Annotated in this window: 25 protein-coding genes; 14 read left to right on the top strand and 11 right to left on the bottom strand. The window is 44.0% G+C overall.

The window, feature by feature from the left end:
* Window positions 1-37 precede the first annotated feature (37 nt).
* From ACOJRU_RS04250 to ACOJRU_RS04225, 6 genes are all read left to right on the top strand, one after another.
* Window positions 38-1,558: a diguanylate cyclase domain-containing protein gene (locus tag ACOJRU_RS04250; protein WP_421133804.1), complete on the top strand. Its 1,521-nt coding sequence runs from the start codon at window positions 38-40 to the stop codon at window positions 1,556-1,558.
* Window positions 1,555-2,916, top strand: a complete 1,362-nt coding sequence (gene ppnN, locus ACOJRU_RS04245; RefSeq protein ID WP_421133803.1) for a nucleotide 5'-monophosphate nucleosidase PpnN — start codon at window positions 1,555-1,557, stop codon at window positions 2,914-2,916. The genes ACOJRU_RS04250 and ppnN overlap by 4 nt, the downstream gene beginning before the upstream one ends.
* A gap of 155 nt (window positions 2,917-3,071) precedes the next feature.
* Window positions 3,072-3,446: a DUF3192 domain-containing protein gene (locus ACOJRU_RS04240; RefSeq protein WP_421133802.1), complete on the top strand. Its 375-nt coding sequence runs from the start codon at window positions 3,072-3,074 to the stop codon at window positions 3,444-3,446.
* Window positions 3,446-5,086, top strand: a complete 1,641-nt coding sequence (locus ACOJRU_RS04235; protein WP_421133801.1) for a hypothetical protein — start codon at window positions 3,446-3,448, stop codon at window positions 5,084-5,086. The genes ACOJRU_RS04240 and ACOJRU_RS04235 overlap by 1 nt, the downstream gene beginning before the upstream one ends.
* A 204-nt stretch (window positions 5,087-5,290) precedes the next feature.
* Window positions 5,291-6,298, top strand: coding sequence for an isocitrate dehydrogenase (locus ACOJRU_RS04230; protein ID WP_421133800.1), 1,008 nt, complete (start codon window positions 5,291-5,293; stop codon window positions 6,296-6,298).
* Between the two features lie 168 nt (window positions 6,299-6,466).
* Entirely contained in the window at window positions 6,467-6,784 is a 318-nt protein-coding gene (locus ACOJRU_RS04225; protein ID WP_421133799.1) for a ComEA family DNA-binding protein, read from the top strand.
* A gap of 64 nt (window positions 6,785-6,848) precedes the next feature.
* Here the strand turns inward: ACOJRU_RS04225 and galU are convergent, their stop codons facing one another.
* The 4 genes from galU to wecA form a co-directional block, all read right to left on the bottom strand.
* Complete coding sequence (galU, locus tag ACOJRU_RS04220; RefSeq protein WP_421133798.1) at window positions 6,849-7,742, bottom strand: UTP--glucose-1-phosphate uridylyltransferase GalU; 894 nt, start codon at window positions 7,740-7,742, stop codon at window positions 6,849-6,851.
* Between the two features lie 273 nt (window positions 7,743-8,015).
* Entirely contained in the window at window positions 8,016-8,873 is an 858-nt protein-coding gene (locus tag ACOJRU_RS04215) for a glycosyltransferase family 2 protein (protein WP_421133797.1), read from the bottom strand.
* Window positions 8,870-9,757, bottom strand: a complete 888-nt coding sequence (locus tag ACOJRU_RS04210; protein ID WP_421133796.1) for a glycosyltransferase — start codon at window positions 9,755-9,757, stop codon at window positions 8,870-8,872. The genes ACOJRU_RS04215 and ACOJRU_RS04210 overlap by 4 nt, the downstream gene beginning before the upstream one ends.
* 103 nt (window positions 9,758-9,860) lie before the next feature.
* Window positions 9,861-10,925 (bottom strand): UDP-N-acetylglucosamine--undecaprenyl-phosphate N-acetylglucosaminephosphotransferase, encoded by a 1,065-nt coding sequence (gene wecA, locus ACOJRU_RS04205; RefSeq protein WP_421133795.1) that lies wholly within the window; start codon window positions 10,923-10,925, stop codon window positions 9,861-9,863.
* Window positions 10,926-11,296: 371 nt separating this feature from the next.
* Here wecA and ACOJRU_RS04200 point away from each other — a divergent pair, with 371 nt between their 5' ends.
* The 8 genes from ACOJRU_RS04200 to galE all read left to right on the top strand — a co-directional run bounded on the left by ACOJRU_RS04200 (window position 11,297) and on the right by galE (window position 19,248).
* Entirely contained in the window at window positions 11,297-11,686 is a 390-nt protein-coding gene (locus tag ACOJRU_RS04200; RefSeq protein WP_421133794.1) for a hypothetical protein, read from the top strand.
* Window positions 11,687-11,694: 8 nt separating this feature from the next.
* The gene (locus ACOJRU_RS04195) at window positions 11,695-13,554 is read left to right on the top strand and encodes a polysaccharide biosynthesis/export family protein (RefSeq protein ID WP_421133793.1); all 1,860 of its coding nucleotides are present in this window, start codon (window positions 11,695-11,697) and stop codon (window positions 13,552-13,554) included.
* A gap of 2 nt (window positions 13,555-13,556) precedes the next feature.
* A complete protein-coding gene (locus ACOJRU_RS04190; RefSeq protein WP_421133792.1) occupies window positions 13,557-14,336 on the top strand; it encodes an ABC transporter permease in 780 nt (259 codons plus the stop codon).
* Window positions 14,333-15,007, top strand: a complete 675-nt coding sequence (locus tag ACOJRU_RS04185) for an ABC transporter ATP-binding protein (protein WP_421133791.1) — start codon at window positions 14,333-14,335, stop codon at window positions 15,005-15,007. Before ACOJRU_RS04190 ends, ACOJRU_RS04185 begins: the two co-directional genes overlap by 4 nt.
* A gap of 9 nt (window positions 15,008-15,016) precedes the next feature.
* Window positions 15,017-16,135, top strand: a complete 1,119-nt coding sequence (locus ACOJRU_RS04180; protein ID WP_421133790.1) for a capsule biosynthesis protein — start codon at window positions 15,017-15,019, stop codon at window positions 16,133-16,135.
* A 189-nt stretch (window positions 16,136-16,324) separates the two neighbouring features.
* Window positions 16,325-17,845, top strand: coding sequence for a peptide MFS transporter (locus ACOJRU_RS04175; protein WP_421134719.1), 1,521 nt, complete (start codon window positions 16,325-16,327; stop codon window positions 17,843-17,845).
* An 81-nt stretch (window positions 17,846-17,926) separates the two neighbouring features.
* Window positions 17,927-18,229: a DUF6170 family protein gene (locus ACOJRU_RS04170; protein ID WP_421133789.1), complete on the top strand. Its 303-nt coding sequence runs from the start codon at window positions 17,927-17,929 to the stop codon at window positions 18,227-18,229.
* Complete coding sequence (gene galE / locus ACOJRU_RS04165) at window positions 18,226-19,248, top strand: UDP-glucose 4-epimerase GalE (protein WP_421133788.1); 1,023 nt, start codon at window positions 18,226-18,228, stop codon at window positions 19,246-19,248. The genes ACOJRU_RS04170 and galE overlap by 4 nt, the downstream gene beginning before the upstream one ends.
* A gap of 93 nt (window positions 19,249-19,341) precedes the next feature.
* On the opposite strand, the gene ACOJRU_RS04160 is transcribed toward galE, so the two are convergent.
* The 7 genes from ACOJRU_RS04160 to ccmD form a co-directional block, all read right to left on the bottom strand.
* Window positions 19,342-20,178: a VacJ family lipoprotein gene (locus ACOJRU_RS04160; protein WP_421134718.1), complete on the bottom strand. Its 837-nt coding sequence runs from the start codon at window positions 20,176-20,178 to the stop codon at window positions 19,342-19,344.
* 8 nt (window positions 20,179-20,186) lie between these two features.
* Complete coding sequence (gene ccmI, locus ACOJRU_RS04155; protein WP_421133787.1) at window positions 20,187-21,449, bottom strand: c-type cytochrome biogenesis protein CcmI; 1,263 nt, start codon at window positions 21,447-21,449, stop codon at window positions 20,187-20,189.
* The gene (locus tag ACOJRU_RS04150) at window positions 21,446-21,889 is read right to left on the bottom strand and encodes a cytochrome c-type biogenesis protein (RefSeq protein WP_421133786.1); all 444 of its coding nucleotides are present in this window, start codon (window positions 21,887-21,889) and stop codon (window positions 21,446-21,448) included. The genes ccmI and ACOJRU_RS04150 overlap by 4 nt, the downstream gene beginning before the upstream one ends.
* Window positions 21,889-22,515 carry a redoxin family protein gene (locus ACOJRU_RS04145; RefSeq protein WP_421133785.1) on the bottom strand — a complete coding sequence of 209 codons (627 nt, stop codon included), beginning with the start codon at window positions 22,513-22,515 and terminating at the stop codon, window positions 21,889-21,891. The genes ACOJRU_RS04150 and ACOJRU_RS04145 overlap by 1 nt, the downstream gene beginning before the upstream one ends.
* Window positions 22,512-24,515: a heme lyase CcmF/NrfE family subunit gene (locus ACOJRU_RS04140; protein ID WP_421133784.1), complete on the bottom strand. Its 2,004-nt coding sequence runs from the start codon at window positions 24,513-24,515 to the stop codon at window positions 22,512-22,514. The genes ACOJRU_RS04145 and ACOJRU_RS04140 overlap by 4 nt, the downstream gene beginning before the upstream one ends.
* Window positions 24,515-25,000 carry a cytochrome c maturation protein CcmE gene (gene ccmE, locus ACOJRU_RS04135; RefSeq protein WP_421133783.1) on the bottom strand — a complete coding sequence of 162 codons (486 nt, stop codon included), beginning with the start codon at window positions 24,998-25,000 and terminating at the stop codon, window positions 24,515-24,517. Before ccmE ends, ACOJRU_RS04140 begins: the two co-directional genes overlap by 1 nt.
* Before the next feature lie 79 nt (window positions 25,001-25,079).
* Complete coding sequence (ccmD, locus tag ACOJRU_RS04130; protein ID WP_421133782.1) at window positions 25,080-25,283, bottom strand: heme exporter protein CcmD; 204 nt, start codon at window positions 25,281-25,283, stop codon at window positions 25,080-25,082.
* Between the last annotated feature and the right edge of the window lie 2 nt (window positions 25,284-25,285).

Raw genomic sequence — 25,285 nt, 5'->3', positions numbered from 1 at the left:
GAAGTTGAAATAACGTAAGGCGGCACTAAGAGCAAATATGGATTCAAAACAATTACAAGCTCATAAACAACATAGCGCATTGCTAACGCAATTTATTATGCGACTCTCCGTGTTTTACGAAGGGTTTTCCAAGACCATTGATGATGAACTCAAAATACTTCGAGGGCATTTATCGGGTACGCCAAACTTTACGTTAGCGGCCGTGAGCATAGATAAGCTCAACAGTGCTATTCAGCATCAAGACTTGACGCTAAAAAAATACAATGCAAATGCGTTAAGTTCACTTGAAAGTACAATGAAATCATTGCAGCGCGTTGTATTTGAAGATGCAGAGTTAAGGGAAAAATCTACCAAATCGCTTATTACCCTGAATCAGCCTTTACGCGATGTTTTTAGCCTCTACTCACAGTTTGAAGTTGCGCTTACGCTACATCAAGCCGCGTTAAATAATAAAATTGAAACGATTGAGCCAGAAAAAGTTACCAGCGGTGCTTCCACCACCGGCGACCTCTACGGGTCTATTTTAGAAGAGCTTAATCAACTGATTGTAAGCTACGCTCAACGTAAACCAAATGATGCGCATTTAGCAGATATCAAAGCCCGCCTGGCAACCGGTATGAGTGATGATCAACTGTTACAAAGTTGTGTCGTAATCCTTCGTATGATTGTTCAAGACGCGATGTCTGAAGCAAGCATAACGGGAAAAGTCATTCAAGGGCTGCACAATTCACTTGGTAACGTGGGCAAGGACATTAAGCGCAGTATAGACGGCTCACAACACCAGCATGAACAACGCCAAGCGACTCATGCGCAGCTGCAATCGCACTTAGATACCATAGAGGAAGCGGTATCAGAAAGTGAATCATTTGAAGCATTAAAGCAGCAAACGCAATACTGCGTGAAAAATTTAACCGAAACGCTATCTGAGCAAATGAAAGCAGACACTGATGGGCAGGAAGTGTTAATGCAATTGTTCACATCTATGCAATCGCAAATAGAAACCCTACAAAAGCAAACCAGTGTTTATAAGAAAAAGTTAGCAGAACAACTTATCCTGAGCCAAACCGATCCGCTTACTCGTCTTCCCAATCGGCAGGCTTATAACGACAAACTTCAACGCGCCTATACAAAATGGCAAAAAACGCAAGGTTCACTCGCTATCGCCGTACTGGACATCGATCATTTCAAATCTATTAACGATCAGTTTGGGCATGCGGCAGGCGATAAGACTTTGCAAATTGTTGGCCGCCACTTAAAGAAGCATGTTAGTAATGACGAGTTCATTGCGCGTTGGGGGGGAGAAGAATTTATCATGCTGATCCCACAAGATGATATGGCGCTGTTAAAAGAAAAGTTAGAAACAATGCGTACCAATCTGGCGGCATTACCCTTTAAGTTTAAAGACGAAAAAGTCAGTATAACAGCCTCATTCGGCGTGGCCTGCTTTAAAGACGGCGATACACCAGAAATGGCGTTTGAACGCGCAGACAAATGCCTTTATGAGGCGAAACGGAATGGTCGTAATTGCGTGATCACTGATAAGGAACTCAACTCATGAGAAAAGTGCAGCTAAATCCAGTAGGGTGGATGAGTCAATTATCACAAATGGAAGTGACACGTCTTCAAGACGCCGCTAACGGCCAGCTGTTTCAAATGTTCAAAAATTGCTGTTTAGCAGTGCTAAATAGCGGTGTAGACGAAGATGATTTTGAGGTACTTTTTGCGCCATATGAAGATTTTGATGTCAAGCTAGTACGCCGCGAACGCGGTGTTAAAATAGAGCTTATTAATCCACCTGAAGTAGCGTTTGTAGACGACAAACTGGTTCGGGGCGTGCATGAACACCTTTTTGCCGTATTACGAGACTTGCTGTTTATGGGTAACAAATATGCCTTTATGCACCAAGAGACGCCAGCGCAAAGTAGCGAAGTAACCGATATGGTTTTCGATATGCTACGTCACGCAAACGCGCTAGAAGGTAATGATGCGGTCAATACCATCGTATGTTGGGGCGGCCACTCGATTAAACCTACTGAATATAAATATACCAAAGATGTCGGCTATCATTTAGGGTTACGAGAAATGAACATCTGCACCGGATGCGGCCCAGGTGCTATGAAGGGGCCGATGAAAGGTGCAACAATCGGTCATGCCAAACAACGGTACAAAGAAGGTAGATATATTGGCATTTCAGAGCCTAGTATCATTGCTGCCGAGCCGCCAAATGCCATTGTTAATGAACTGCTCATTATGCCTGATATCGAAAAGCGACTAGAAGGTTTTGTTAGATTAGCCCACGGTATCGTTATTTTTCCAGGGGGCGTAGGCACTGCTGAGGAGTTATTGTATTTGCTCGGTATACTGTTAAATGACCGAAATGCACAACAGCCCTTCCCTGTAATATTAACCGGCCCGGCTGGTTCAGAGGCTTATTTCGATGCTATTGACCAATTTATTGGTGCCACGCTAGGTGATGAGGCGCGTAGCAAGTATCAAATTATCATCGATAACCCAGAAGAAGTGGCGCGCACATTAGTGACCAGTTTAGAGCGGGTGAGAAAGTTTCGCGAAGCAATGGGAGACGCATTTAGCTTTAATTGGTCATTACGTATTGATGACGCATTTCAGCACCCGTTTATTCCCACTCATGACACAATGTCGGCGCTTAAATTAGACTTATCTCAGGATAAAGCTGACCTTGCGGTTGTGTTACGCCAAGTCTTCTCGGGTATTGTAGCGGGCAACGTCAAAGCCGAGGGTATCAAGCAAATTAAAGAAAACGGCCCGTTTGAGTTAACCGGCGACAAAGCACTGATGACGCGCATTGACACGTTACTTGAATCTTTCGTCGCACAAGGGCGTATGAAGCTTCCTGGTAGCGCCTATGAACCATGTTATGTCGTCAATAAATCATAACGACGCATTTGGTTACGTTTACTGCTTACTGTAACGGTTTTTTTTGCGGTACACTAAAGAGAAACATTATTCGCGCCATAAACAATTAGCAAATGATGGGGAGTTGTTAAATGACAACCACGCCATATGCAAATACAAAAAGTGAAGTAAAGGTTATGAACTCCAAAGTAATTCGACTCATATTAGCGGGCATCGCGGTATATGCTGCCTTCGTATTTCTGGTTGTCGCTTTTTATCCTGACAAACCAGAAAATATGGATTGGAAAGATAGAGAAGAATATAACCGAGTACAAATCACCAAGCTGAAATTAGGTAGTACAAGAGAAGAAGTATTAGCCCTTTTAGGGTCACCTGATATTACTGAAGCTAAACGCCAAGACGATACCGCCATTCAGGTTATGTTTTATAGAACTCAGCACGTAAGAGCCGATGGCCTAACCACGCAAGACGAGTGTACACCGCTGCTTTTTGAGAACGATAAGTTGATTGCCTGGGGAGAGGGTGCCTACTCCAGCTACCAACAAAGCTAATGATGCAGGAGCTTGACCTCCCCTCCTTAGTGAGAATATTGGATAGGTCGCCAAAAGCGCATCAACCGCCCCTTGATGTGGTCAACTTCGCGCTGGCGCAATCAAAAGCATTGTTATCTTTTAGTAAAAACAACACTGCACTTTTATTCGGTGCAATAGACTCACCATCCTCGACACTTCCGCAAAAAATTAGGCATATGCTTTGCCTTTCACTATTTGGCAAGTGCACAATGCTTAACGAGCATTACCTGCAACATATCATCGCCGCTAACTTAACATTGTATTGGTTAGCATCGCTAAACGAGACAAAACCGGCGAGTGAAATAGCAGCCATTAATAAAACGTTAATTACCTTTTTTGCCTCGAAACAGCTAAAAGTATGGCAGTACGTGTTTACACTCAGGCGTATTATTAATAGTACCCATGCTGCTCGCCACGTTAGCGATGACCGACTAAATCGGCTTCAGCGTTTGTGCCTAACTGCCAGCGCTTTAGTCTACAAAAATCAAAGCGAACCACTGTTTAGTGCGCTTACGACCCTAGCCCAACACTACCCTGCGCGAGACCATGAACTGCTTTACCCTCTTTGCAAAGTCATAACGGCGGCTATGCCGGGCGAAATCGTGTATCTCAAAGCGAAGCGGGCAATTATTGTCGATATTCAAACGTCACATTCACTGATATTTGTTTCAGCTGATAAAGACGCATCACCCTACTCTTGGGTAGCAAATTCAGCATTGATGCGTACGGGTCAGGCCCGTATCGACTTTGAAGCGCTAACTAAACACATTAACGATGCTATTGATTATCGACGGGTAGAAGGTGGACAAAGCATGCTGCCTGTCTCGTTTTCGATTCAACACCCACCCCGCCCGCTTCTCACCATTATTGATGCATTGCGCAAACCCGATGCTGAGTTAGATGACATTACCGCAAAAGTCGAAGTATCTCCGCTGTTCAGTACATTTCTACTCAAAACAGCAAGCAAAGACAACCGCTTACAGTTACCTGTTAAGAGTATTAAACAGGCAATACTGACATACGGCATTGAGCGAATTGGCGATATGCTTGTGCAACATGCTTTAATGGAACGGTTAACGCAGCACGCTTATCCTTTGCTTGCGATAACTAAGCAATATACGTTGCTTGCATGTGCGATTGCCGCAGAACTCGCATGCCATGTAAAAACAAAGTTTACGGCACAAAGCGCGTCACTGATTACGGCGTTTCTTTGTGCGCCATTATTTACATTCCCTGGTTTAAAGGTAGCAAGCAGGCTACCTGCCGATAAAAATGCCGACTACAGAGTAACTGCCTTATTCCGTGTAAAAGGAAGTAACGACTGGCACGCTGTCGCCGGAGAACTTGCTGCCAACTGGCACCAAAGCGCAACATGGCGCGCACTCATTCACCATTCTCACAAACCTATCCATGATGTGCCTGCCTCCTTAAAAAAGGAACTCGCTGTACTTCAACTCGCAATGGGTGTGTCGCGAGATATTCTTTTTAACGCAAGGCTACCAACGACGATTTCTCAAACGGAAAGACATCTGCTGAAACATATAAATGTGACATCCGCACAATTTAATACCTTATTGACAGGCCTAAGCCATTATCTCTTCTGTCCTTTAGCCGAATAAAGGTTAATTAAAATGGCGTAATAGCTATAACTTGTGGTAACTATCGTATAAAATACGCGAACTTAAGCGCTGCTTCCGGTAAACCCTACAAAATCCTATATAATAAAGGTTGAAGCAGACATCTATTGGCGCGTATCGCTCGCCATACTAAGATTTAGTACACCTAACGATTTTGATAACAGAATTACCAGAGGATCCTTCCACATGACTCAGCAACGTATAACGGTCATTCGCGGTGACGGCATTGGCCCGGACATTATCGACGCGACAATTAAAATTCTAGAAAAAGTTGGCTGTGACTTTGCCTATGATTATGCAGATGCAGGTTTAGTTGCATTAGAAGAGCATGGTGAACTGCTACCACAAGAGACATTAGACCTTATTGCCAAGAACAAAGTGGCGCTAAAAGGCCCATTAACGACGCCAGTAGGTGAAGGTTTCACTTCTATTAACGTAAGTCTTCGTAAACAATTCAAGCTTTACGCAAACCTTCGTCCTGTGATCTCATTTAAAGGCACGAAAGCACGTTACGAAGATATTGATATTATCACGGTACGCGAGAATACTCAGGGCATGTATTCAGGCTTGGGCCAAGTTGTCTCTGAAGACGGCAACGAAGCAGAAGCGATGAGTAAGATCACGCGTGAAGGTGCAGAGAAAATCGTGACATTCGCTTATGAATTAGCACGCCGCGAAGGTCGTAAGAAAGTCACCGCTGTTCACAAAGCGAACATCCTCAAATCTACATCTGGCTTGTTTTTGAAAGTTGCACGTGAAGTTGGCGAGCGTTATCCAGATATTGAATCGACTGAGATGATCGTGGATAACTGCTGTATGCAGTTGGTGATGAACCCTCATCAGTTTGACGTAATCGTTACCACTAACTTATTCGGCGACATTTTATCAGATCTTTGTGCAGGTCTTGTTGGTGGTCTAGGTATGGCACCTGGGGCTAACATTGGTGAAGACTGCGCAATTTTCGAAGCGGTTCACGGCTCAGCACCTGATATCGCTGGTAAAAACCTTGCTAACCCTACTTCTGTTGTTCTCGCCGCTGCGCAAATGCTTGAATACTTGAACATGGGTGATAAAGCAGAAAAAATTCGCTCTGCATTAAAAGATGTTATCGAATCTGGCGACCGCACTACTCGTGACCTAGGTGGTGAATCTGGTACGACCGAATTTACTCAAGCGCTACTCGATCGTCTATAAAACTATTTAAACCATTATGTTTTTTTCAAAGCGAGCTTAGGCTCGCTTTTTTCATTTTATAGCACCGCCACATTAAAACCTGTCCTTAAACTGGACTAGTCGAATGTATTTTCCGGCGTAGACTTAAGTCTGTACACATTCCGTACATAACAGAATAAGGAAATACACATGAAAAAAACAATATATGGATTAATGGTTGTGGCTGCGCTCAGTATTCAAATGCAAGCCGCCCATGCCACCGCCCTTCAAGATACGAATACGTCTGCTCCGCAGTCGGTCTCGATGAGTCAAAAGATAAATCTTAATACCGCCAGTCAGTTAGAACTTGAATCACTGCCTGGTGTGGGCGCATCAAAAGCAAAAGCGATTATCGCCTATCGAGAAAATATCGGTGAATTTCTAGAAGTGGAACAACTTACTGAAGTACGCGGTATTGGAGAGAAAATGCTTAACAAAATTAAAGCGTATGTAGTGGTCGCTCATTAAGTTAAGTAAAGGAGCGGGCTGCAACGTTTGCACGTCGGCCCGCTATCGTAAGGTTAAAAACCTTTTACTTATCTAGCGTCGATAAGAACGCTTTAAACTCATCGGCTAATGCTGGATGCCGTAGGGCATACTCAACATTCGCTTTCATATAGCCTAGCTTACTACCACAGTCATGGCTCTTGCCTTTCATGTAATAAGCATCAACCTGCTCAAGGTTCATTAATGAATCTATTGCATCTGTGAGTTGGACTTCACCGCCCGCGCCTGGAGGCGTAAATTCAAGTAAGTCCCAAATTTTTTCAGATAGAACATACCGCCCAACCACTGCAAGATTTGATGGCGCCTCGTCTAACGGCGGCTTCTCAACCATTTTGTGAACCTTAGCTGACTCACCAGGCTTTATGGCCGCCCCATCTAGATCAGCAATACCAAATTTTGAGATGTCTTCCTCTGGTACGCTTTCAACCATAACTTGACTAACCCGGCTAGTATTAAATTTAGCAACCATATCAGCAAGGTTATCTTTTTTAGGGTCACTTGCTGCATCGTCAATGATAACGTCGGGCAATACTACGGCAAATGGCGCATCGCCTATCAGTGGTCTAGCGCATAAAACAGCATGTCCTAGGCCGTTTGCAACGCCCTGGCGAACTTGCATGATAGTTACACCTTTGGGACAAATAGACTGAACTTCTTCAAGAATTTGACGTTTAACACGTTTCTCTAACGTAGCTTCAAGCTCAAATGACGTGTCAAAATGGTTTTCAATACTGTTTTTACTGGCATGTGTTACCAAAATAATTTCTTTTACGCCAGCAGCAACACATTCATTTACAACGTATTGAATAAGCGGTTTGTCGACAACAGGAAGCATCTCCTTTGGTATCGCCTTTGTTGCTGGCAGCATGCGCGTACCCAGCCCTGCTACCGGTATAACCGCCTTTTTTACCTGACTCATAATCTATGTCCTTGTTCTTTTAAGATATCGGCTCACGCCACTATTCATTTACTGTTAGGGATTAAAACCCGCGTCTATCTAACTTTAATGCAATCGGTGTTCCATCACGGTGTGTGTAATTGCATCTCCACCATTGCCCTATTATAAGCAAAGAAGCGCCTTGAACAGCATTTTCGCCCCAAATTATGGCAGACATCATATCGAATGCACAATATTGGTGAAAGCCTAAAATCGTAACGTTATACTTCACCGCTAAGAATAGTTATTGCATACTCACTTCATGTAAGCGCCCATATTTTTTTTAATACCATCGCGTAGGCCTTGCCGCATAAAGCGCCCCCTACTTTTTCCTTCCGGCATAACATAACGGTTAACGATATACCGCAACGGTATTGCAAAAAAATGACGACATTTCCAATAGGTCGGCACATAAGGCCGGCGCATTAAAATCAAAACATTACGAAATTGATAATATAATCTAATTGGCGCACCCTGCTTAAACGTAATGCCCAAAACGTTTACCCTGTCGTCACCCTGTCGATGAGCCATACAAACAGTTAGCGATTGAAAGACAGAATACCCTTTAGAGCGCGCTCGCCAACACCACTCATGGTCGACGCCATCAATAAAAAGTGAAGATTCTTTTTCGCCTATATGAAGGAAAGCCGACGCCGACAACAACATCCCTGACGCAATCAGTTGAGGGACACACTCGACGTCGTTGCGTACTACCTCCCCTTTATGCAGCTTGGCGGAAACAATACTATTGGTGAATTCACATCTAATTGAAGGACCAATGGCTGCAGCGGAACACGCATTTTCAAGTGATTTCAGCTGAGCCAACAGGTCAAGTGTACTTTGACCATCAAAATGGCTATCCTGGTCGAGCAGTAACGCATGAGACGCACCGTTGGAAAACACCTGCCTCAACCCAACATTTTGCGCTTCAGCAATGCCAATATTGTTTGAAAAATGAATGATTTCACTATTTGATGGGAGCCTGACCGATGACAATGTTGGTGAGTTATCAACTAACACGATGTGCCAGGGGCTGCCTTTAAACTTGGATAATGTTTCCTGAATATGCGCTATATCGGGATGATATAGAATAATTACGACGCCAATACTCAATGTTTGCCAAACCTTTCTAATAACTGTCTATCAAGCTTGTAGGCTAACTTTACAATTTTTCCAGGCATAAGCCTAAGCAACAAGACGCCACACGCGTAAAAAAGATTGTAGGCGTTTAATTGACGAAGCTTTACCATTGCGAAAATGCGCGCGCGGAATTCGTTGATAGATTTGCTCAATCCTCGTCGCTTATAGAAGTTATTCACCCGTCTAAATTTCAACAGCCTGTCTTTTAAATTTCTAAAAATAAAACCATTTGAAGCTAACGTGACCCATAGGAAATAATCTTGAGTGTTCATAAGCCGAGGGTCGTAAGCAAATCCCTTTTCGAACACCAAAAAACGAATAACTACCGTAGGATGATTAAGTCCGCATCGGCGTGCTAGCACCTTTACAATCTGCTTATGAGACGCAGGCATTACTCGAGCGCCTACTTGTTGCCCGTCTTCATTGACTTCGGTAAGCGCAGAACCTAACACTGCAATGTTCGCATGTTTTCTTAAATAGCTAATTTGGCGAGAAAGCCTGTGTGGAACGGAAATATCATCCGCATCCATCCTAACGAAATAATCAGGAGATAAAGGAGTGGCCCATGTAACTGCGTTATTCATACTTGCCGCAAGCCCTTGATTATCTTCGTTCAAAAGCAACACGATTCGACTGTCGAGAAAAGCGAGATCTTTAAGCTTATTCGTAAGCACCACCGGTATGTTGCCATCAATAACGATAATAAAAACGAATGAGGTATAGGTCTGTGTGGTTATACTGCTAATTGCTTCTTCTACCCACAACGTGGTATCGCCATGGTATACCGCCATTGCAACGACCGTTTCGACGGTATCAAGAGGAAATTTATTGTGTAATACGGTAAATGGTGAAGTCAACTACGCTATCCAAGCCTATAAAATTCGAAGAAAGGTTTAAGAGTGTAAACCTTTCTGCCATGAAGATAAATTACAAAGCACAGCACTTTTTACTTTCGTCTGTTTACTTTGATGACAAACCTTTCACGAAACGCAACACATTCCATATGTTTTGTATAACAAAGCTGTAGATGAATAACAGTACGATAAACCCCCAAAACATCACAGATTCAGGCACTTGGTAAACTTCACCCAGTATACCGATAAGGCAATAGGATGCTCCCATCAGTAATATCGCTATGAGGGATGTTCGGCTGCTTAGCCCTGCTCGCATAAAAATATTGTGGAGGTGCTGCCTATCCGGACGAAGCACTGACTGCCCTTTCTTGGCTCGACGATACATGATTGCGGCCATATCCATAAGAGGAAGCCCAATCAGCCACACTGCAGTTATTGGCCTGAACGATGCGGTCTCACCCTGAGTATGGTCAACCAGTAGCCATACAATAGTAAGACCTACGAACATACTTCCGGCATCGCCCATAAAAATCTTGTTTCCTTTAAACCCCTTCCAGCTTAAATTAAACGCTAGAAAAGGAACGATTGCGGCAACAATAATAAGAGGCTCCATAATGGCATGGCCATTCCCAGAGGCGAGCAAAAAACCAACGACCGTGAGAAGTATAACGAGGCTCATACCGCCAGCAAGTCCGTCAATACCGTCTATCATATTGAACGCATTGATCACGCCGACAACACAGACGATAGTAAAGAAGTAGCCGCTTAACCCCAATAAAACATCGCCGTTCCCTAGTATATCTCCTAAGGACGTAATGTAATTTTGTGCACTCCACGCCATAATTGATGCAACACCAAATTGGCACATCAATCGCCCTTTCGCACTCAGATCAAAGCGGTCATCAAGCGTACCGAGTAAAACCACAAAAGCAGAAGCAGTAAAGAAAAGTGGGCTATTTTTCATCCATACGTCGGTCACGATACTTGCAACAAGCACCGCCATAAATATCGCTACGCCGCCAGTGAGAGGAACTATACCGGCATGACGTTTTCGAACCGAAGGTTGATCAACTAGACCAAACTGATGCGCAAGCGGTGTCATGACGACGAGTAAAATAAGCGCGACAAAAAAGGCAGTGAATAAAGGCACAAACTGCAAATACGTTAGCATATAGTGAACAACCCCATGCCACTGACAGGTAACGCGCTAAACGGACAAAGCGTTTTTGTATTGTGTGACATATGAACCAATGTGATATCCATTAAAATAAAACGTCCTTTTTACTGGCCGGCCGCGGGCTTTTTTATTATTTGAAAAGCAGGACAGGAAAATCTTTGACATAATAATCAACATTGTCATAAGTCGCCACCTTTCATGCAAATATTCTTGTATTTTTTAAAAATTCACTGTTCTTGACTTACTCATTCTCCAAAACTCACACCAATTCTTTCTTTTAATTTTTCACTTTTTACTGAGGCTCATGCATTTTATATTTCTTATGGTATCCTAAACGCAAATTGCTATATGGATATGACAGCTACATGTACTTAAAAACATTTGTTTTTGCCTTATTTATTACCTCCCCATTAATCATGATGGGATGTGTCAACGTGCCACCCGAAGCAGAAGCGTCAGTACCACTTGTACACAATTCACTCTCTTATTCTTTGAAAAGCAGTGAAAACGAAGCAATAAATATTCCAGAATTAACTGCTCAAGACTACAACAAAGGGGCAGCGTCTATTATCTATTCTGGTAACACATATAAATCTTCGAAGGCCTATTTATCAGCTTCTGGCAACAAGTGCATTCGTTTTATCAGCAACAAAAAGGTGCACTTAACTGAGCCGGCATCAATGCAAGTAACCGCATGTCAACGCAACGGCCAGTGGTTAATGATCCCCTCTCTTGTGTCAAAAACGGAAGGTTAAGGAAAAAGATGTACAACTTCACCACAACAACGTTGGCGTCCAAGCACAGTGCCTTAGCGCTGTTTACTTTTCTACTGCTTAGCATTGAACTGCTAATCCCACAGCCGTCGGTAGCGCAAAGTATTGAGCAGTTACAACAACTCAGGGAACGAGCGCAACAAACTGGCGCATCATCGTCATCGCTCCCCGCTTCAGTATCGCCACTTAGCATTACTTCACAACGCACATTACCTGGTGCGTCCTCTACAGTTAATGGAAATGGGCAATTTTCAACGCAACCTCGAAGCGGTATGACATTACCGGGAGAGCCCACCATATCCACCGTATTTCCTACTCAAAAAGCAATGGCCAATCCTCCTTTTGCGGCAAATTTGTTTATCGGCGGCTTTGAATCAGAGCGCACTACAGGACTTAACGAGAACTATCTCGTCGCGCCTGGCGATAAAATATCGATATGGTTGTGGGGGGCAGTAAATTTTTCAAGTGTCGTCACTGTCGATAATCAGGGCAACATTTTTATACCTAACATTGGGCCGATTCGAGTAGCAAATACACCTGCAGGCACCGTTAATCAGACGGTCTCCAGTAAAATTCGGCAGGTGTACACGAATGACGTCAATGTTTATGTCAACTTGCTTACATCAACCCCAGTATCAGTTTACATATCTGGGCCTGTTTTAAGGCCGGGCCAATATGCAGGCCTAGCGTCAGATAGCGTACTGTATTATTTAAAGCGCGCTGGGGGCATAGATTTTCAAAGGGGCAGTTTCAGACAGATTGATGTCATAAGAAACAATAATGTTGTTGCAACGGCTGACCTTTATGCCTTTTTCCGTAACGGAACGCTTCCTGACATATCTTTTAAAGACGGAGATACTATATTAGTGCGTCCTATTGGTAACACCATTACGGTTGAAACAGGCGCGAGAAACAGCTTTACCTTTGAATTTTCCGATGAAGAGTTAAACGGCGGCACCCTAAATTATTTCGCTCGCCCCGGAGAGTTTGCATCTCATGCGTCGGTCTCTGGCGTACGGAACAACAAGCAATTTGCTCGTTACCTTACTGTAGATACTTTCTCGACGTTGCCACTTAAAGCAGGCGATATTGTTGAATACGTTTCTGATAACGATCCTCAAATTTACCGTATCAATATTGCAGGCGCGTTTGAGGGGGCGTCGCAGATAATGGTAGACAAAGGAACGCGGCTTGTTGATTTGCTTGACCATATAGAGTCAGATAAAACCTTGTCTGATACGCAAAATATTTTTCTTTTGCGCGAAAGCGTCGCTATTAAGCAAAAAGAGATTATTGAAGAAGGCCTTCAACGCTTAGAACGAAGCATGTACACCGCACCAATCAGCTCAACCGGTGAAGGTGCTATCAGAGCACAAGAAGCCCAACTTGTTGCAGATTTTATTGCTCGAGCCCGACAAGTAGAACCACAGGGGCGTGTCGTTGTGTCTGAAAATGGCGACATTGCTAACATATTATTAGAGCCTAACGACACCATTGTTATTCCTGAAATAACGGATTTGATCCATATAGGCGGTGAAGTATTGCTTCCACAGTCGGTGGTGTATAACCCTGATGCCTCTTCTGAAGACTATATTGCATGGGCCGGTGGTTTCACGCAGCGTGCTGAAGATGAACGCATCTTGGTAATCCGCAAAAATGGAAATGTCGCGTTCGTAAACTTTAGCGATTCATTACTCTCAAGTAATGAAACAATGCTTTTACCAGGCGACCAGATTATAGTGCTGCCGGCAATAGATACAAAAGTGTTACAAGCGGTCAAAGACATTACTCAAGTGATTTACCAAGTCGCTATTGCAGCAAGCGTGGCCTCTAACGCAGCAAATAATTAATCATGGTAACGTTTAAAGAACAGCTTTACGCATGGAGAAGCGTGGTTTTTGCGCTTTTCCTTCGTGAGCTACAAAGCAAATTCAACGATAAATTCGGTCTAGGGTGGGCGTTTCTTGAACCTTTTGCGTTCATTTTTGCGCTCTCCTACCTAAGAGGGCTTATTAGTGGCGGTGATATACACAGCATTCCACTTTTCATTTTCATGATGATAGGCATGGTTGGTCTACAATCGATGACGACGTGTCTCCAGTCTGTATCCACATCAGTAAGACGCAACAAACCACTTTATGCGTTTAGACAAGTACAGCCTATTTCCGCTGTTATATCTGCAGGCTTCTTAGAATTTTCAGTTAAAGTTGTAGTTGTAGGACTTCTTAGCCTAGCTTTGTTTGTCATGAACGAAACGTTTGTTATCCACGATCCACTGTTGCTTATCTTTTTGTTTCTAATGCTTTGGGTGTTTTCTATTTCGCTTGGTTTAATGTTTGCTATTGCTGCCGCGTTTGTCCCAGAGGTAGACAAAATTAAATCGATGCTTACTCGGCCGTTGATGTTTATCTCGTGTGTATTTTTTAGCCTACAAGATTTGCCAGAAGACGTATGGCCTTACCTTACTTGGAACCCATTAGTTCATTTCAACGAATTGGCGCGCTATGCATGCTTTGAGTCTTACGGGCATAAAGGTGTGTCGCTTAGCTTTATTATCGAAGTCACCGTAGGGCTTCTATTTTTAAGTTTGTCTATGTACCACATTACGTGGAAGCGGGTGTTATCACGATGATAAGACTTGAGAACGTAACAAAGAGTTATCCCAGTAAAATGGGGCCTCAATATATTTTTAAAAATCTAAATTTTGATTTTCCCACAGAAAACAACGTCGCTATTCTTGGTAAGAACGGTGCTGGTAAATCAACCCTGTTTAGAATGCTCGCTAAAAGTGAATACCCCGACCGAGGTCGCGTGTTAACTAACAAAGCAATGTCTTGGCCTGTTGCGCTACAAACCGGTATTCATCCTCAAATGACAGGTAGGGAAAATACGCGCTTTATTGGGCGTATTAACAACGTAACATCGCTACCCGACTATGAAGCACGAGTACAAGAATTTGCCGAACTCGGCAATCGTTTTGACCTACCTGTTAGAACTTACTCCTCCGGTATGCGGGCCAAATTCGTCTTTGCATGCTGTATAAATATCGACTTCGATATTTATCTTATCGATGAAGCCACCTCCGTTGGTGACTCTTTGTTTAGAAAAAAAGCGAAAGAGTCATTAAAAGAGAAAAGCAAAGAAGCGGGCGTGATTATGGTAAGTCATGAACTTGATCAAATTAGAGAATTTTGTACGTCGGCAGTCATTATTGATAATGGTAGCCTGGCTTATTTTGAAGATCTCGAAGAAGGCATCGACGTTTACACGCAGGATGCAAACAATAAAAAGTCGCTAAAATAGGTATATTCAGTGAAAAAATCACTTACACAACTTAATGCCCTTCTCAAACAAAATAAAACACTATTACTGGTGTTACCTTGGCTGCTTTATGCGTTTTATTTAATTGTTTGGGCTGCACCTCAATATGAAAGTAAAAGCCAATTAATCGTAAAATCTAGCGATGGAGGCAGTAGCTTCGACCCGTCATCACTATTAATGTCAGCAGGTGTTGCAGGTGGTGGATTTAGTAATGAGAGTCAGCTTGTCGAGGCTTATATTCAATCAGCTGACATGATTAAACACCTAGATAGCAGCATAAATCTGCGCGCACATTATACCTCAGATGAGGCGGATTATTTTAGCCGCCTTTCCGAATCGCATAAACAAGAGGACTTTTATCAATTTTACCTTAACCACGTTGAAGTAAATGTAGATTCAGCATCGTCGGTGATTACGCTTCGAACCCGCGCGTTCAACCCTCAGTTTGCTCAAGTAATAAACCGGTCTATCGTGAAAAAAGCAGAGCAATTTATAAATACGATTAATAATGACCTCGCAAAATCTAAGCTAATGTTCGCCAAAGGTGAACACGAGATTGTTGAACAAAAGCTACAACAAGCGAAAACTGATATTCTTGGCTTTCAGTCGAAATACAACGTCTTAGACCCAACCGCTGAAGGCGCTGCCTTTCAGCAGATAGCCTTTTCGTTAGAGGCAACATTAGCTCAGAAGAAGGCTGAACTCAGCACCATGTCAACCATGATGTCCAACATGGCGCCCGAAGTAATTAATATAAAAAGAGAGATCAGCGCCTTACAGCAAGAAGTAGAAAAGCAGAAATCGCGCATTAGCACATCAGAAAGTAAAAGCGGCGAGTTGTCTGTCAGTGAACTTATGGCGCAGTACAGTAACTTGCAAGTTCAACTGCAATTATCTATACAGGCTTTTTCGTCTTCTCTCATCACCCTTGAAAATGCGCGCGTAGAGGCATACCAAAAACTTCAACATTTGGTTACTGTAGAAACGCCTACCCTGCCAGATGATAATAAATACCCCACCGTTATTTATAATCTCGTTCTTTTTGGTGCCGGGCTGCTGCTACTCTATGGAATTATCCGTATCGTTATTGCAACAATAAGAGAACTCTAGATATACCCTCACTGGCCAAGCTGTTCAATCCTTGGCCAGTTGACGGTGTAACCATGAAGTTTACACGCCAAATCTTGTGTCTTGCTCAAAGCTCTAGTATAAGAAGCTATCCTTGTTAGGACGCTGATAGAGCGCCATCAATAACGGCGCCACAATAACAACCATAATCAATATGGAAAAAGAATAATGATGAAATCTTCTAACGACACGAGCTTTTTCGGCCATCCAGGAGGCCTGAGAACGTTATTTTTCACAGAAATGTGGGAACGCATGAGCTACTACGGCATGCGAGCGCTACTTGTATTATTTATGACTGCCAGCCTTCAAACTCAGGGCTTAGGGCTGACCGTTGCCACCGCAGGCGCGATTTATGGCCTATACACAGGAGCAGTATACTTCTTAGGCTTACCCGGTGGTTGGCTTGCTGACAGGCTTATTGGAGGTAAGCAGGCAGTATGGTATGGCGGTATTATTATCTTCGCCGGTCATGTCGTTTTAGCGATAGACTTACAAAATCTTTTCTTTGTTGGGCTTATCCTTGTCGCAAGCGGCACGGGTCTACTTAAACCTAATATCTCGGCAATGGTAGGCCAGCAGTATGGCGATGACGATGGCCGTCGTGATAGTGGCTATGCGCTTTATTACATGGGTATCAATATTGGCTCACTTATCGCCTATCTGGTTACCGGTTACCTTCAAGAAAACTGGGGGTGGCATTACGCTTTCGGTGCTGCTGCGATAGGGATGGCAATAGGCCTTATACAGTATTATTTTTCTAGTCGCTCATTATCGAGTGAGTCTGTGCAACCAGCAAACGCTTACCAAGGCGTGGCAAGAACGAGAGCCTGGATGGGCGTATTGGCTGTTGTCGCAGCCGCTGTTGTTGTAATTATACTCGCGCACATGGGCACTATTGTAATTGACCCCGTAGCCCTTGCGCAGAAAGTTGCTGTCGCTTTCACTGTTATCTTTTTTGCTTATTTTGGTTTTATTTATTTTAAAGGCGAGTTATCGGAAAATGAAAAACGTCGCATGTGGGCACTTTTTTTAGTATGTGTTGCGTCAGCCTGTTTTTGGTCTGGTTTCGAACAAGCTGGCTCATCGCTTAACTTGTTTGCACAAAACTATACAGACAGAGTACTAGCGGAAGGTTCTTTCATTACGTCATGGTTCGGCATGTCGGCTATTCCTACCGTTTGGTTTCAGCTGTCTAACTCGCTATTCATTATCATCCTTTCACCTTTCTTTGCTGCATTGTGGATAAATTTAGCGAAGCGAATGATTGACCCTTCCTACACCATAAAATGCGCTATCGGCCTTGTTATAATGGCTAGCGGTTTTATCGTAATGTTTATGGCGTCACAGTACGCGGCACAAGGATTGAAAGTTGCGCCAATGTGGCTAGTGACGACATACTTCCTGCACACTGTTGGTGAGCTTTGCTTGAGCCCAGTAGCACTAAGCGCGGTAAGCAAGTTGTCGCCTAAGCGCTTCGCGGGCCAAATGATGGGCGTTTTCGTACTGACTTACTCAATCGGTAATATCATTGCCGGCTTGTTATCAGGAAACTTTGACCCTGAAAACGTACAAGAAATGCCAAACCTTTATCTTCAAATTGCATTGTTTAGTATTGCGGTCGGGATTGTTATTGCGCTGCTTAGCGTTAAGTCACGGTTCTGGGAAAAAGCAGGTATAGAAGAGAAAGCGTAAACAGTTTAATCCTTTAACAGATTAACCTACAATGACCGCCGCAGCATTTTTGTTCCGGCGGTTTTTTATTGAGAGCAGTTTATGACTTTTTATTTTTCAACGCGAAACATTCCCGCCCTAAAAGGGCTACCACTTACTGAGCGTGTGAAGCTTATAGATAAAGCGTCTAAGCGCTTAACGGTGCCCGAAAAAACACTGCTCAATGTGCTTAAGTTATTGGTTATTGTTCCGGTTTTTGTGCTTATTTTACAAACCGCATCGAATTGGACATCGTTGCTGTGGGCTTTTGTGGTATTTTTACTTTATCCACTTTTTGTTAAACCCATCCAGTACTCAATTTGCGCTAAATACATTGCGCCAGTGCCTCACAAGGAGAATTCATGAAAACCATCTTAGTTACCGGCGGAGCAGGCTACATAGGAAGCCACACGGTACTACAGCTTTTAGAGCAAGATTACAGCGTGGTTGTGCTTGATAACCTATCCAACGCAAGCCCCGAGTCTTTAAGACGTGTAGAAGCACTTACCGGTAAAGCCGTAACCTTTGTTCAAGGTGACATTAGAGACACCGCTGTATTAGATGGTATTTTTAGTGAAAATGCGATTTACGCAGTTATTCACTTCGCAGGCTTGAAAGCAGTGGGGGAGTCAGTAGAAAAACCCCTCTCCTATTATGAAAATAATGTGTACGGAACACTTACCTTGTGCAAGGCAATGCAAAAACATAACGTTAAAAACATTGTGTTTAGCTCATCAGCAACCGTCTATGGCGACCCAGCAGCATTGCCGCTTAGAGAAGACATGGCAACTGGACATCCGACCAACCCTTACGGTATGTCGAAATTGATGGTTGAGCACATGCTAAGTGACTTGTACGTGTCGGATGAGCAATGGAATATTGTATTACTTCGATACTTTAACCCGGTAGGCGCCCATCCATCAGGTCAAATTGGCGAAGATCCTAATGGTATTCCAAACAACCTTATGCCGTATATTTCTCAGGTCGCAACCGGCAAATTAAAACAGCTAAGCGTATTCGGTGATGACTACGATACCGTTGATGGCACCGGCGTACGGGATTATATTCACGTCGAAGACTTGGCGAATGGCCATTTGAAAGCGCTCGATAGACTCAGCCTTAATATGGGTTTAGACAAATACAACTTAGGCACTGGGCAAGGTTATTCCGTGTTAGAGATGGTAAGCGCGTTTGAAAAAGGCTCAGGAAAGAAGATAGCGTACTCCATTGCACCGCGCAGAACGGGTGATGTCGCATCGTGTTATGCCGACCCGACGAAAGCAGCCACAGAGCTAAATTGGCATGCAGAAAAAGGGTTAGAAGCCATGTGTGCTGACACGTGGAATTGGCAGTCTCAAAACCCGACGGGTTACCCTAAAGATTAACGCCTGTGAAGTGTGAACGTTAAGCGAAAAAATAAAAGCCCTGCTAAAATTACAGGGCTTTTTTTAGTAAACGCACAAAACACAGGCGCATAACTAATTGTTATTATCTTCCTCAGTGCTGCCACCGTCATCTGTACCATTTAGCAGCGCCTCAAAATCTGCAAAGTCATCTAGCTGCTCGTCATCAAGGGCTTTATCACTGCTTTTTCCATCGCTCACGCGAAATGCCAAATTCTCGAAATACGCATTTTTTATAAACGCATAGTCATCAACCGATTGTTCAAGCTGCGCTTCTTGCTCCATAATGGCAGCGCGCGTTTCCAGCAACGACACTACATAACGCCCAATAGCAAACCCGCCCTCAATAACGGCCATAGGGTAAACCGTACCGTCAACCACTTCACCGCCGAAACTCCTAGGATCATTAGGCCCTAGCACTGGCAACATTAAGAAAGGACCAGTCTCTACCCCCCATTTAGCAAGGGTTTCACCAAACTCTTCCTCTTTTCTCGCTATGCCTATTTCTGTCGCAACATCGATTGTTCCGAAAAGACCTACCGATGTATTTAGTACAAAGCGAGCCAAGCTATCCATGCCGTCATCGACTTTACCCTGAAAGATATTATTCATAAAATTTGCAGGTTCTTGCAGGTTTTGCGCGGCATTGAGCAACCCTGTTCGAGCAAACTGTGGCATGACCGTAACGTAGCCAACGGTTATCGGACGCAGTAAATAAGCATCCAACACCTCCCAGTTAAAGTCCCACATAAGCCTGTTTATTGGCTCTAACGGATCTCTTGGATCGGACTGGTCAACTGTATCCGTACGTTCTTGATTAGCGGCAGCTGCTTGCTCATCCGTATTTTGACTTGCGCAACCTGCCAGCGATAAAATCGCTAGCAATATCGATATACGAGCGCCTTTTACCATTCCACTCACTATAATTCCTTATTAATCGTTATGCTTTTTGCAACAACGCTACCGTTTTTAACTGAGGCTTTGACTTGTCCTTGCCACTCGCCTTTGGACACTGACACATCACCATCCACGGATATTCTTGCGGTCAGCGTGACTTCGTTCAGTGATTCTATAGAATACTGAGGCATCATAGCGTTGTCAGTACTTAATGTTACCGTGACTGGAAAATCTTGTAACGGTATCTTAATGACCGCTGCAGGCATTCGATTATCCGATAGCGCATCTTGCGCAAATACGATAAGAAAACCTTCTTTTACAAGAGCATCTTCAGCGGGCTCTGACAGAGAAACCGTAATATCGAACCCCGTTTTGATACTGCTCGCTTCACGACGTTCTGATGAAGCGCCAGACGCGATTGTCGCCGCTCTGGATTGTAACTCATCTATTCGGGCCGACAAGCGTAAAACCATATCACTGTCAGCGGGCAACTTATCTTTAACCTGCGTGAAATAACGAATCGTGTTGTCTAAATCGCCTAATTGTGCTGATACTACGGCCATCATGAGCGCGAGGTTATCATTCTGTACGTTATCTTGTAGTAACGAACGTAATATCGACTGCGCGCGCTTGAGGTTGCTCTCATCACCTGTAGTCATCAGAGCTTGTGCAAGAGTAATTTGGTTGGCACGTTTATTCGGTGCTAGCTGCACTGCTTTATCAATAGCCTCAATAGCCTGAACGTCTTGTCCCAACGACAACATAAGTCGGCCAAAGTACATCCATCCTGTATCATCTTCGGGCTGTTCTCTCAGGCGCTGCCTAATCGCTAACGCGAGGCTGGCAACGTCTTCAGGTGTAAGGCTACTGCCATTGCCATTTGCTAGCTGCTGGCTAAGTTCCGGAAGCGCCTCAATGGCCTGGCTACCTTTGCGCAATTGCGGCATATGATTAACCTGAGAATAAACCACAATACCAACAATCAGCGCACCCACTGCCCCTATAATAAGAGGCAGTGTTGCAGTACCGGTCTTTGAAGGGCTTACACCACTTTCATCTACCAGTGCCAATTTCAATTCTTCAACGGCTTGCTGTCTATCACTTTCAGAAATTAGTCCTTCTGAAACTTCTCTATCAAGCTCGGTCAAACGTTGCTTTACAATCTGCGTATTGCTGAGACTATCTTGCTTCGCATGGCTTTTGTTGCGTAACCAAGGAAACGCAATGATAAGTAGCACGAAGGTTATGAGCCCAGACACTACAACATAAAACTCTGCCCAACTCATTGGTTTTCTTGCTCCAACATTGCATCAGCTTTCGCCAACTTAGTCTCTCGGTCTTCATCTACTCGGCTGTTTTTTCGTGTAATTACCACAATAAGCGCCAACAACACAAACAATACGGGCGCTGCCCATAGCCACATAGTGGCGGCGGTTACCGGCGGCTGATAGTGAACAAAATCTCCGTATCTTGCTTTCATATAATCGATTACGTCTTGTTCAGATTTGCCTTGCTTCAATAACGTATACACCTTACGACGCATATCATGCGCAATCATTGCATCACTGTCCGCAATGTTTTGATTTTGACACATTGGGCACCGTAGCTCTGCGGTTAATTCAAGGAATTGTGCACGTTGGGCTGGCGTATCGAATGCGAAATTGTCTTCAGCACCATGTACCACGAGACTGATAAATAGAACCGATATCATCAATAAATATTTCATTACTTGTTAGGCTCCGCATCGATAGTAGCGTCGTCGCCGCTCGTCGCATTCATCTGTGTCAACAATGCGTTGTATAGCGGCCCTATTTTATTGCGCCATACTCGCTCATTAATATCACCGATGTGATGCATGCGGATAACACCGTCGGCATCAATAACAAAATGCTCTGGTGCCCCTGTAACGCCTAAATCTAATGACGTATCGCGATACACATCGAAGATGTTAAATGCATATGGGTTGCCGTATCGACTGAGCATATCGGTAACCTCCTCTTGCACCCTAGCAAGGGTTTTAGTACCGAAATCAGGGTCTAAGTCTTGATCAAAGTAGAGGCCGACAATCTGAACATTATTTTCATTTTTTAACCTAGTAAGAAAGGGCATTTCCACAGCACATGTCACACACCACACGCCCCACACATTTAAAATCGTAACCTGTCCTTTAAATACATCAGGCGTGTAGATGGTCGATGGCGACATTAAGTCGGGTAAAGAGAATGCTGGCAACGGCTTCCCTTTCACTTGTGAATCTAATTCACGCGGATCAGAAAACAGACCTTGAAATAGAAACACGATGAGCAACAAAAACAGAGCCAAGGGCACTACCACTAACGGTATTTTTTTCACTGTGCATCTCCTTTTGCAGTGGCAGGTACGGGGTTATTTATGAAGGCTTTCACTTTCTTAACCTTCGCCATGCGATATCGCTTATCACTTATGGAGAAAATCCCTCCTATAGCCATGACGACCGCACCAGCCCATAGCCATATAACGAACGGCTTTATGTAAATGCGTATTGCCCACGCACCATCATCTAAGGGTTCACCCATGGCAACGAATAAATCTCGCGTGAGTGTCGAGTGAATAGCGGCTTCTGTCATCGGCATGCGCTGTACAATATACAAACGTTTTTCTGGCACCAGCGTGGCTACGAATTCGCCATCGTTAGAAATGTCGAACACGCCAGCATCGGCAGTAAAATTAGGGCCGTTGATGGTTTTTACGTCTTTAAATGTGAAGTCGTAGCCAGAAAGCGATACCGTTTCTCCCACATTCATTCTTACGTCGCGCTCAAGCTCATAATTAGAAACGAGTGTTATGCCAATAAGCGAAATGGCAAATCCAACATGCCCTAGTACCATGCCCCAATGGCTCGGGGTAAGCTTCTTTAATTTAGTGGTAATAGTCTGATTATCGGGCATGCCAGATATTCGCTGGCTGATCTCTTGTACCGTTGTGACAAGGATCCAAAACACCAAAACCATTCCCAATACGCCCATGTAAGTTGGCGCATCGTAAGCAAAGTTAATGAGCACGCCCGCACTTAACGCAATACCAGCAGCGATAAGAAGCTGATTTCTTAAAGCTAACGCATGTTGCTGTTTCCAACGGGTTAATGGCCCCAGCCCTAACATAAGAACAAATGGAACAATCAGTAGCGTAAACATTTGATTAAAAAACGGCGCGCCGACAGAAATACTGCCTAACCCTAACTCTTTATGCACAAGCGGTAGCAGTGTTCCGAGCAATACCACCAACGTAGCGGCGCAGAGGAACACATTATTTCCCATCAGTAAGACTTCTCGTGAAAATACGTTATAACGCCCAGTACTTTTTAATGACCCCGCGCGCATGGCATATAGAAGCAATCCAAAGCCACTTAAAACAATTAATATTCCTAGAATAAATAACCCACGAGTGGGGTCGCTAGCGAACGAATGCACAGAAACAATGACACCTGAACGCACTAAGAACGTTCCCAGTAAGCTCAAACTAAAGGCTGCGATAGCCAAAAGCACAGTCCACGACTTAAACGCTTTACGCTTTTCGGTTACGGCAAGGGAGTGCATGAGGGCTGTACCGACGAGCCAGGGCATAAATGAGGCGTTCTCAACCGGATCCCAAAACCACCAGCCTCCCCAGCCAAGTTCGTAATACGCCCACCAACTTCCTAGTGCAATGCCTACTGTGAGAAACGCCCACGCCGCGATAACCCAAGGTCGAGACCAGCGAGCCCACGTCGAATCTAACTGACCTGACATTAAGGCGGAAATAGCAAAAGCAAAAGCCACGGAGAAGCCAACGTACCCCATGTACAGCATCGGCGGGTGAATAATCATGCCGAAGTCTTGTAACAGCGGGTTTAAATCTCTCCCGTCGACAGGGAAAAATGGCAACATGCTGTTAAACGGGTTCGATGTAAGTAGCATAAACAGGTAGAAACCAATACCAATCATACCTAATACAGACAGGACGCGAGCGACCATAGCAAGCGGGATTCCTCGGCTAAAGATGGCAACCGCTACCGTCCATATAGATAGCATAAGTACCCATAAGAGGAATGACCCCTCATGCCCCCCCCACACTGCTGTGATCTTATAGTATAGGGGTAACTTGCTGTTTGAATGTTGTGCTACATATTCAATGCTAAAGTCGTCGGTAATGAACGCATAGGTTAAACATACATAGGCAATTAAAGTAAAAAGAAACAGCCCAATGGCTAAAGGTTTCGCGGTAGCCATAAGCGTTTCATGCTGACGATGCGCCCCCCACAATGGGTATACCGCCAATAATATGGATAGAATAAGTGCAAGCGTAAGGGAAATATTACCTATTTCGGGGATCATCAATACTGTCCCCCGTTTTCGTAGGTCGGCATATTTTCAGGCTTTACGTGTTTAACCCCTTTCATCTTTTCGGCAAGCTCCGGCGGCATGTATTCTTCATCATGCTTTGCCAGCACTTCTTGCGCTTTGATCTGAGCATCTGCCGTTAATACCCCTGTTGCAACAATGCCTTGCCCCTCTCTAAAAAGGTCTGGCAATATTCCGTTAAACGTTACGGTAACAACTGGCCCGGTATCAATGAGGTCAAAGCTTACTGCTAGGCTTTCGCTGTCGCGGCTAACGCTACCAGGTACAACCATTCCGCCAATTCGTAAACGTTGGCCTACTTGTGGCTTTTGTCCGTTTTTACCTTCGACAATTTCACTGGGTGTGTAAAACAAATCAATGCTGTCGTTTAACGCAAAAAGCATCAGCCCTATTGCACTGACAACGAGTAAGCCAATAATGCCTACTACGGCTAAACGCTGTTTTCTTCTTGGGTTCATACAGTTAATCTCATATCAAAAACGTACTGACGTTTAACGCTAAACGCCCTATTTGCCATCTACCGCCAAATGTATCAAATCACATTGAGGCGTTTTCGCGCGCTTTTTTAACTCGCGCTTTGCGAGCTTGCTCTACCACTACGGTATTGAGCAAACGTTTATGTTGAAGGTAGCTTTGCAGCACAAGTAATACCATCGCACCTGCGGTTACGCCAAAAGACAACCACACGTAAAAGGCATAGCCGCCCATGGATAAAAATGAAGAAAAAGAATCAAACTGCATGG

The sequence above is a fragment of the Alteromonas algae genome, assembly GCF_049117195.1.
Classification (GTDB): Bacteria; Pseudomonadota; Gammaproteobacteria; order Enterobacterales; family Alteromonadaceae; genus Alteromonas.
Note: the sequence above shows the minus strand (reverse complement) of the source record. Positions and strands in the feature narration are given on the sequence as shown.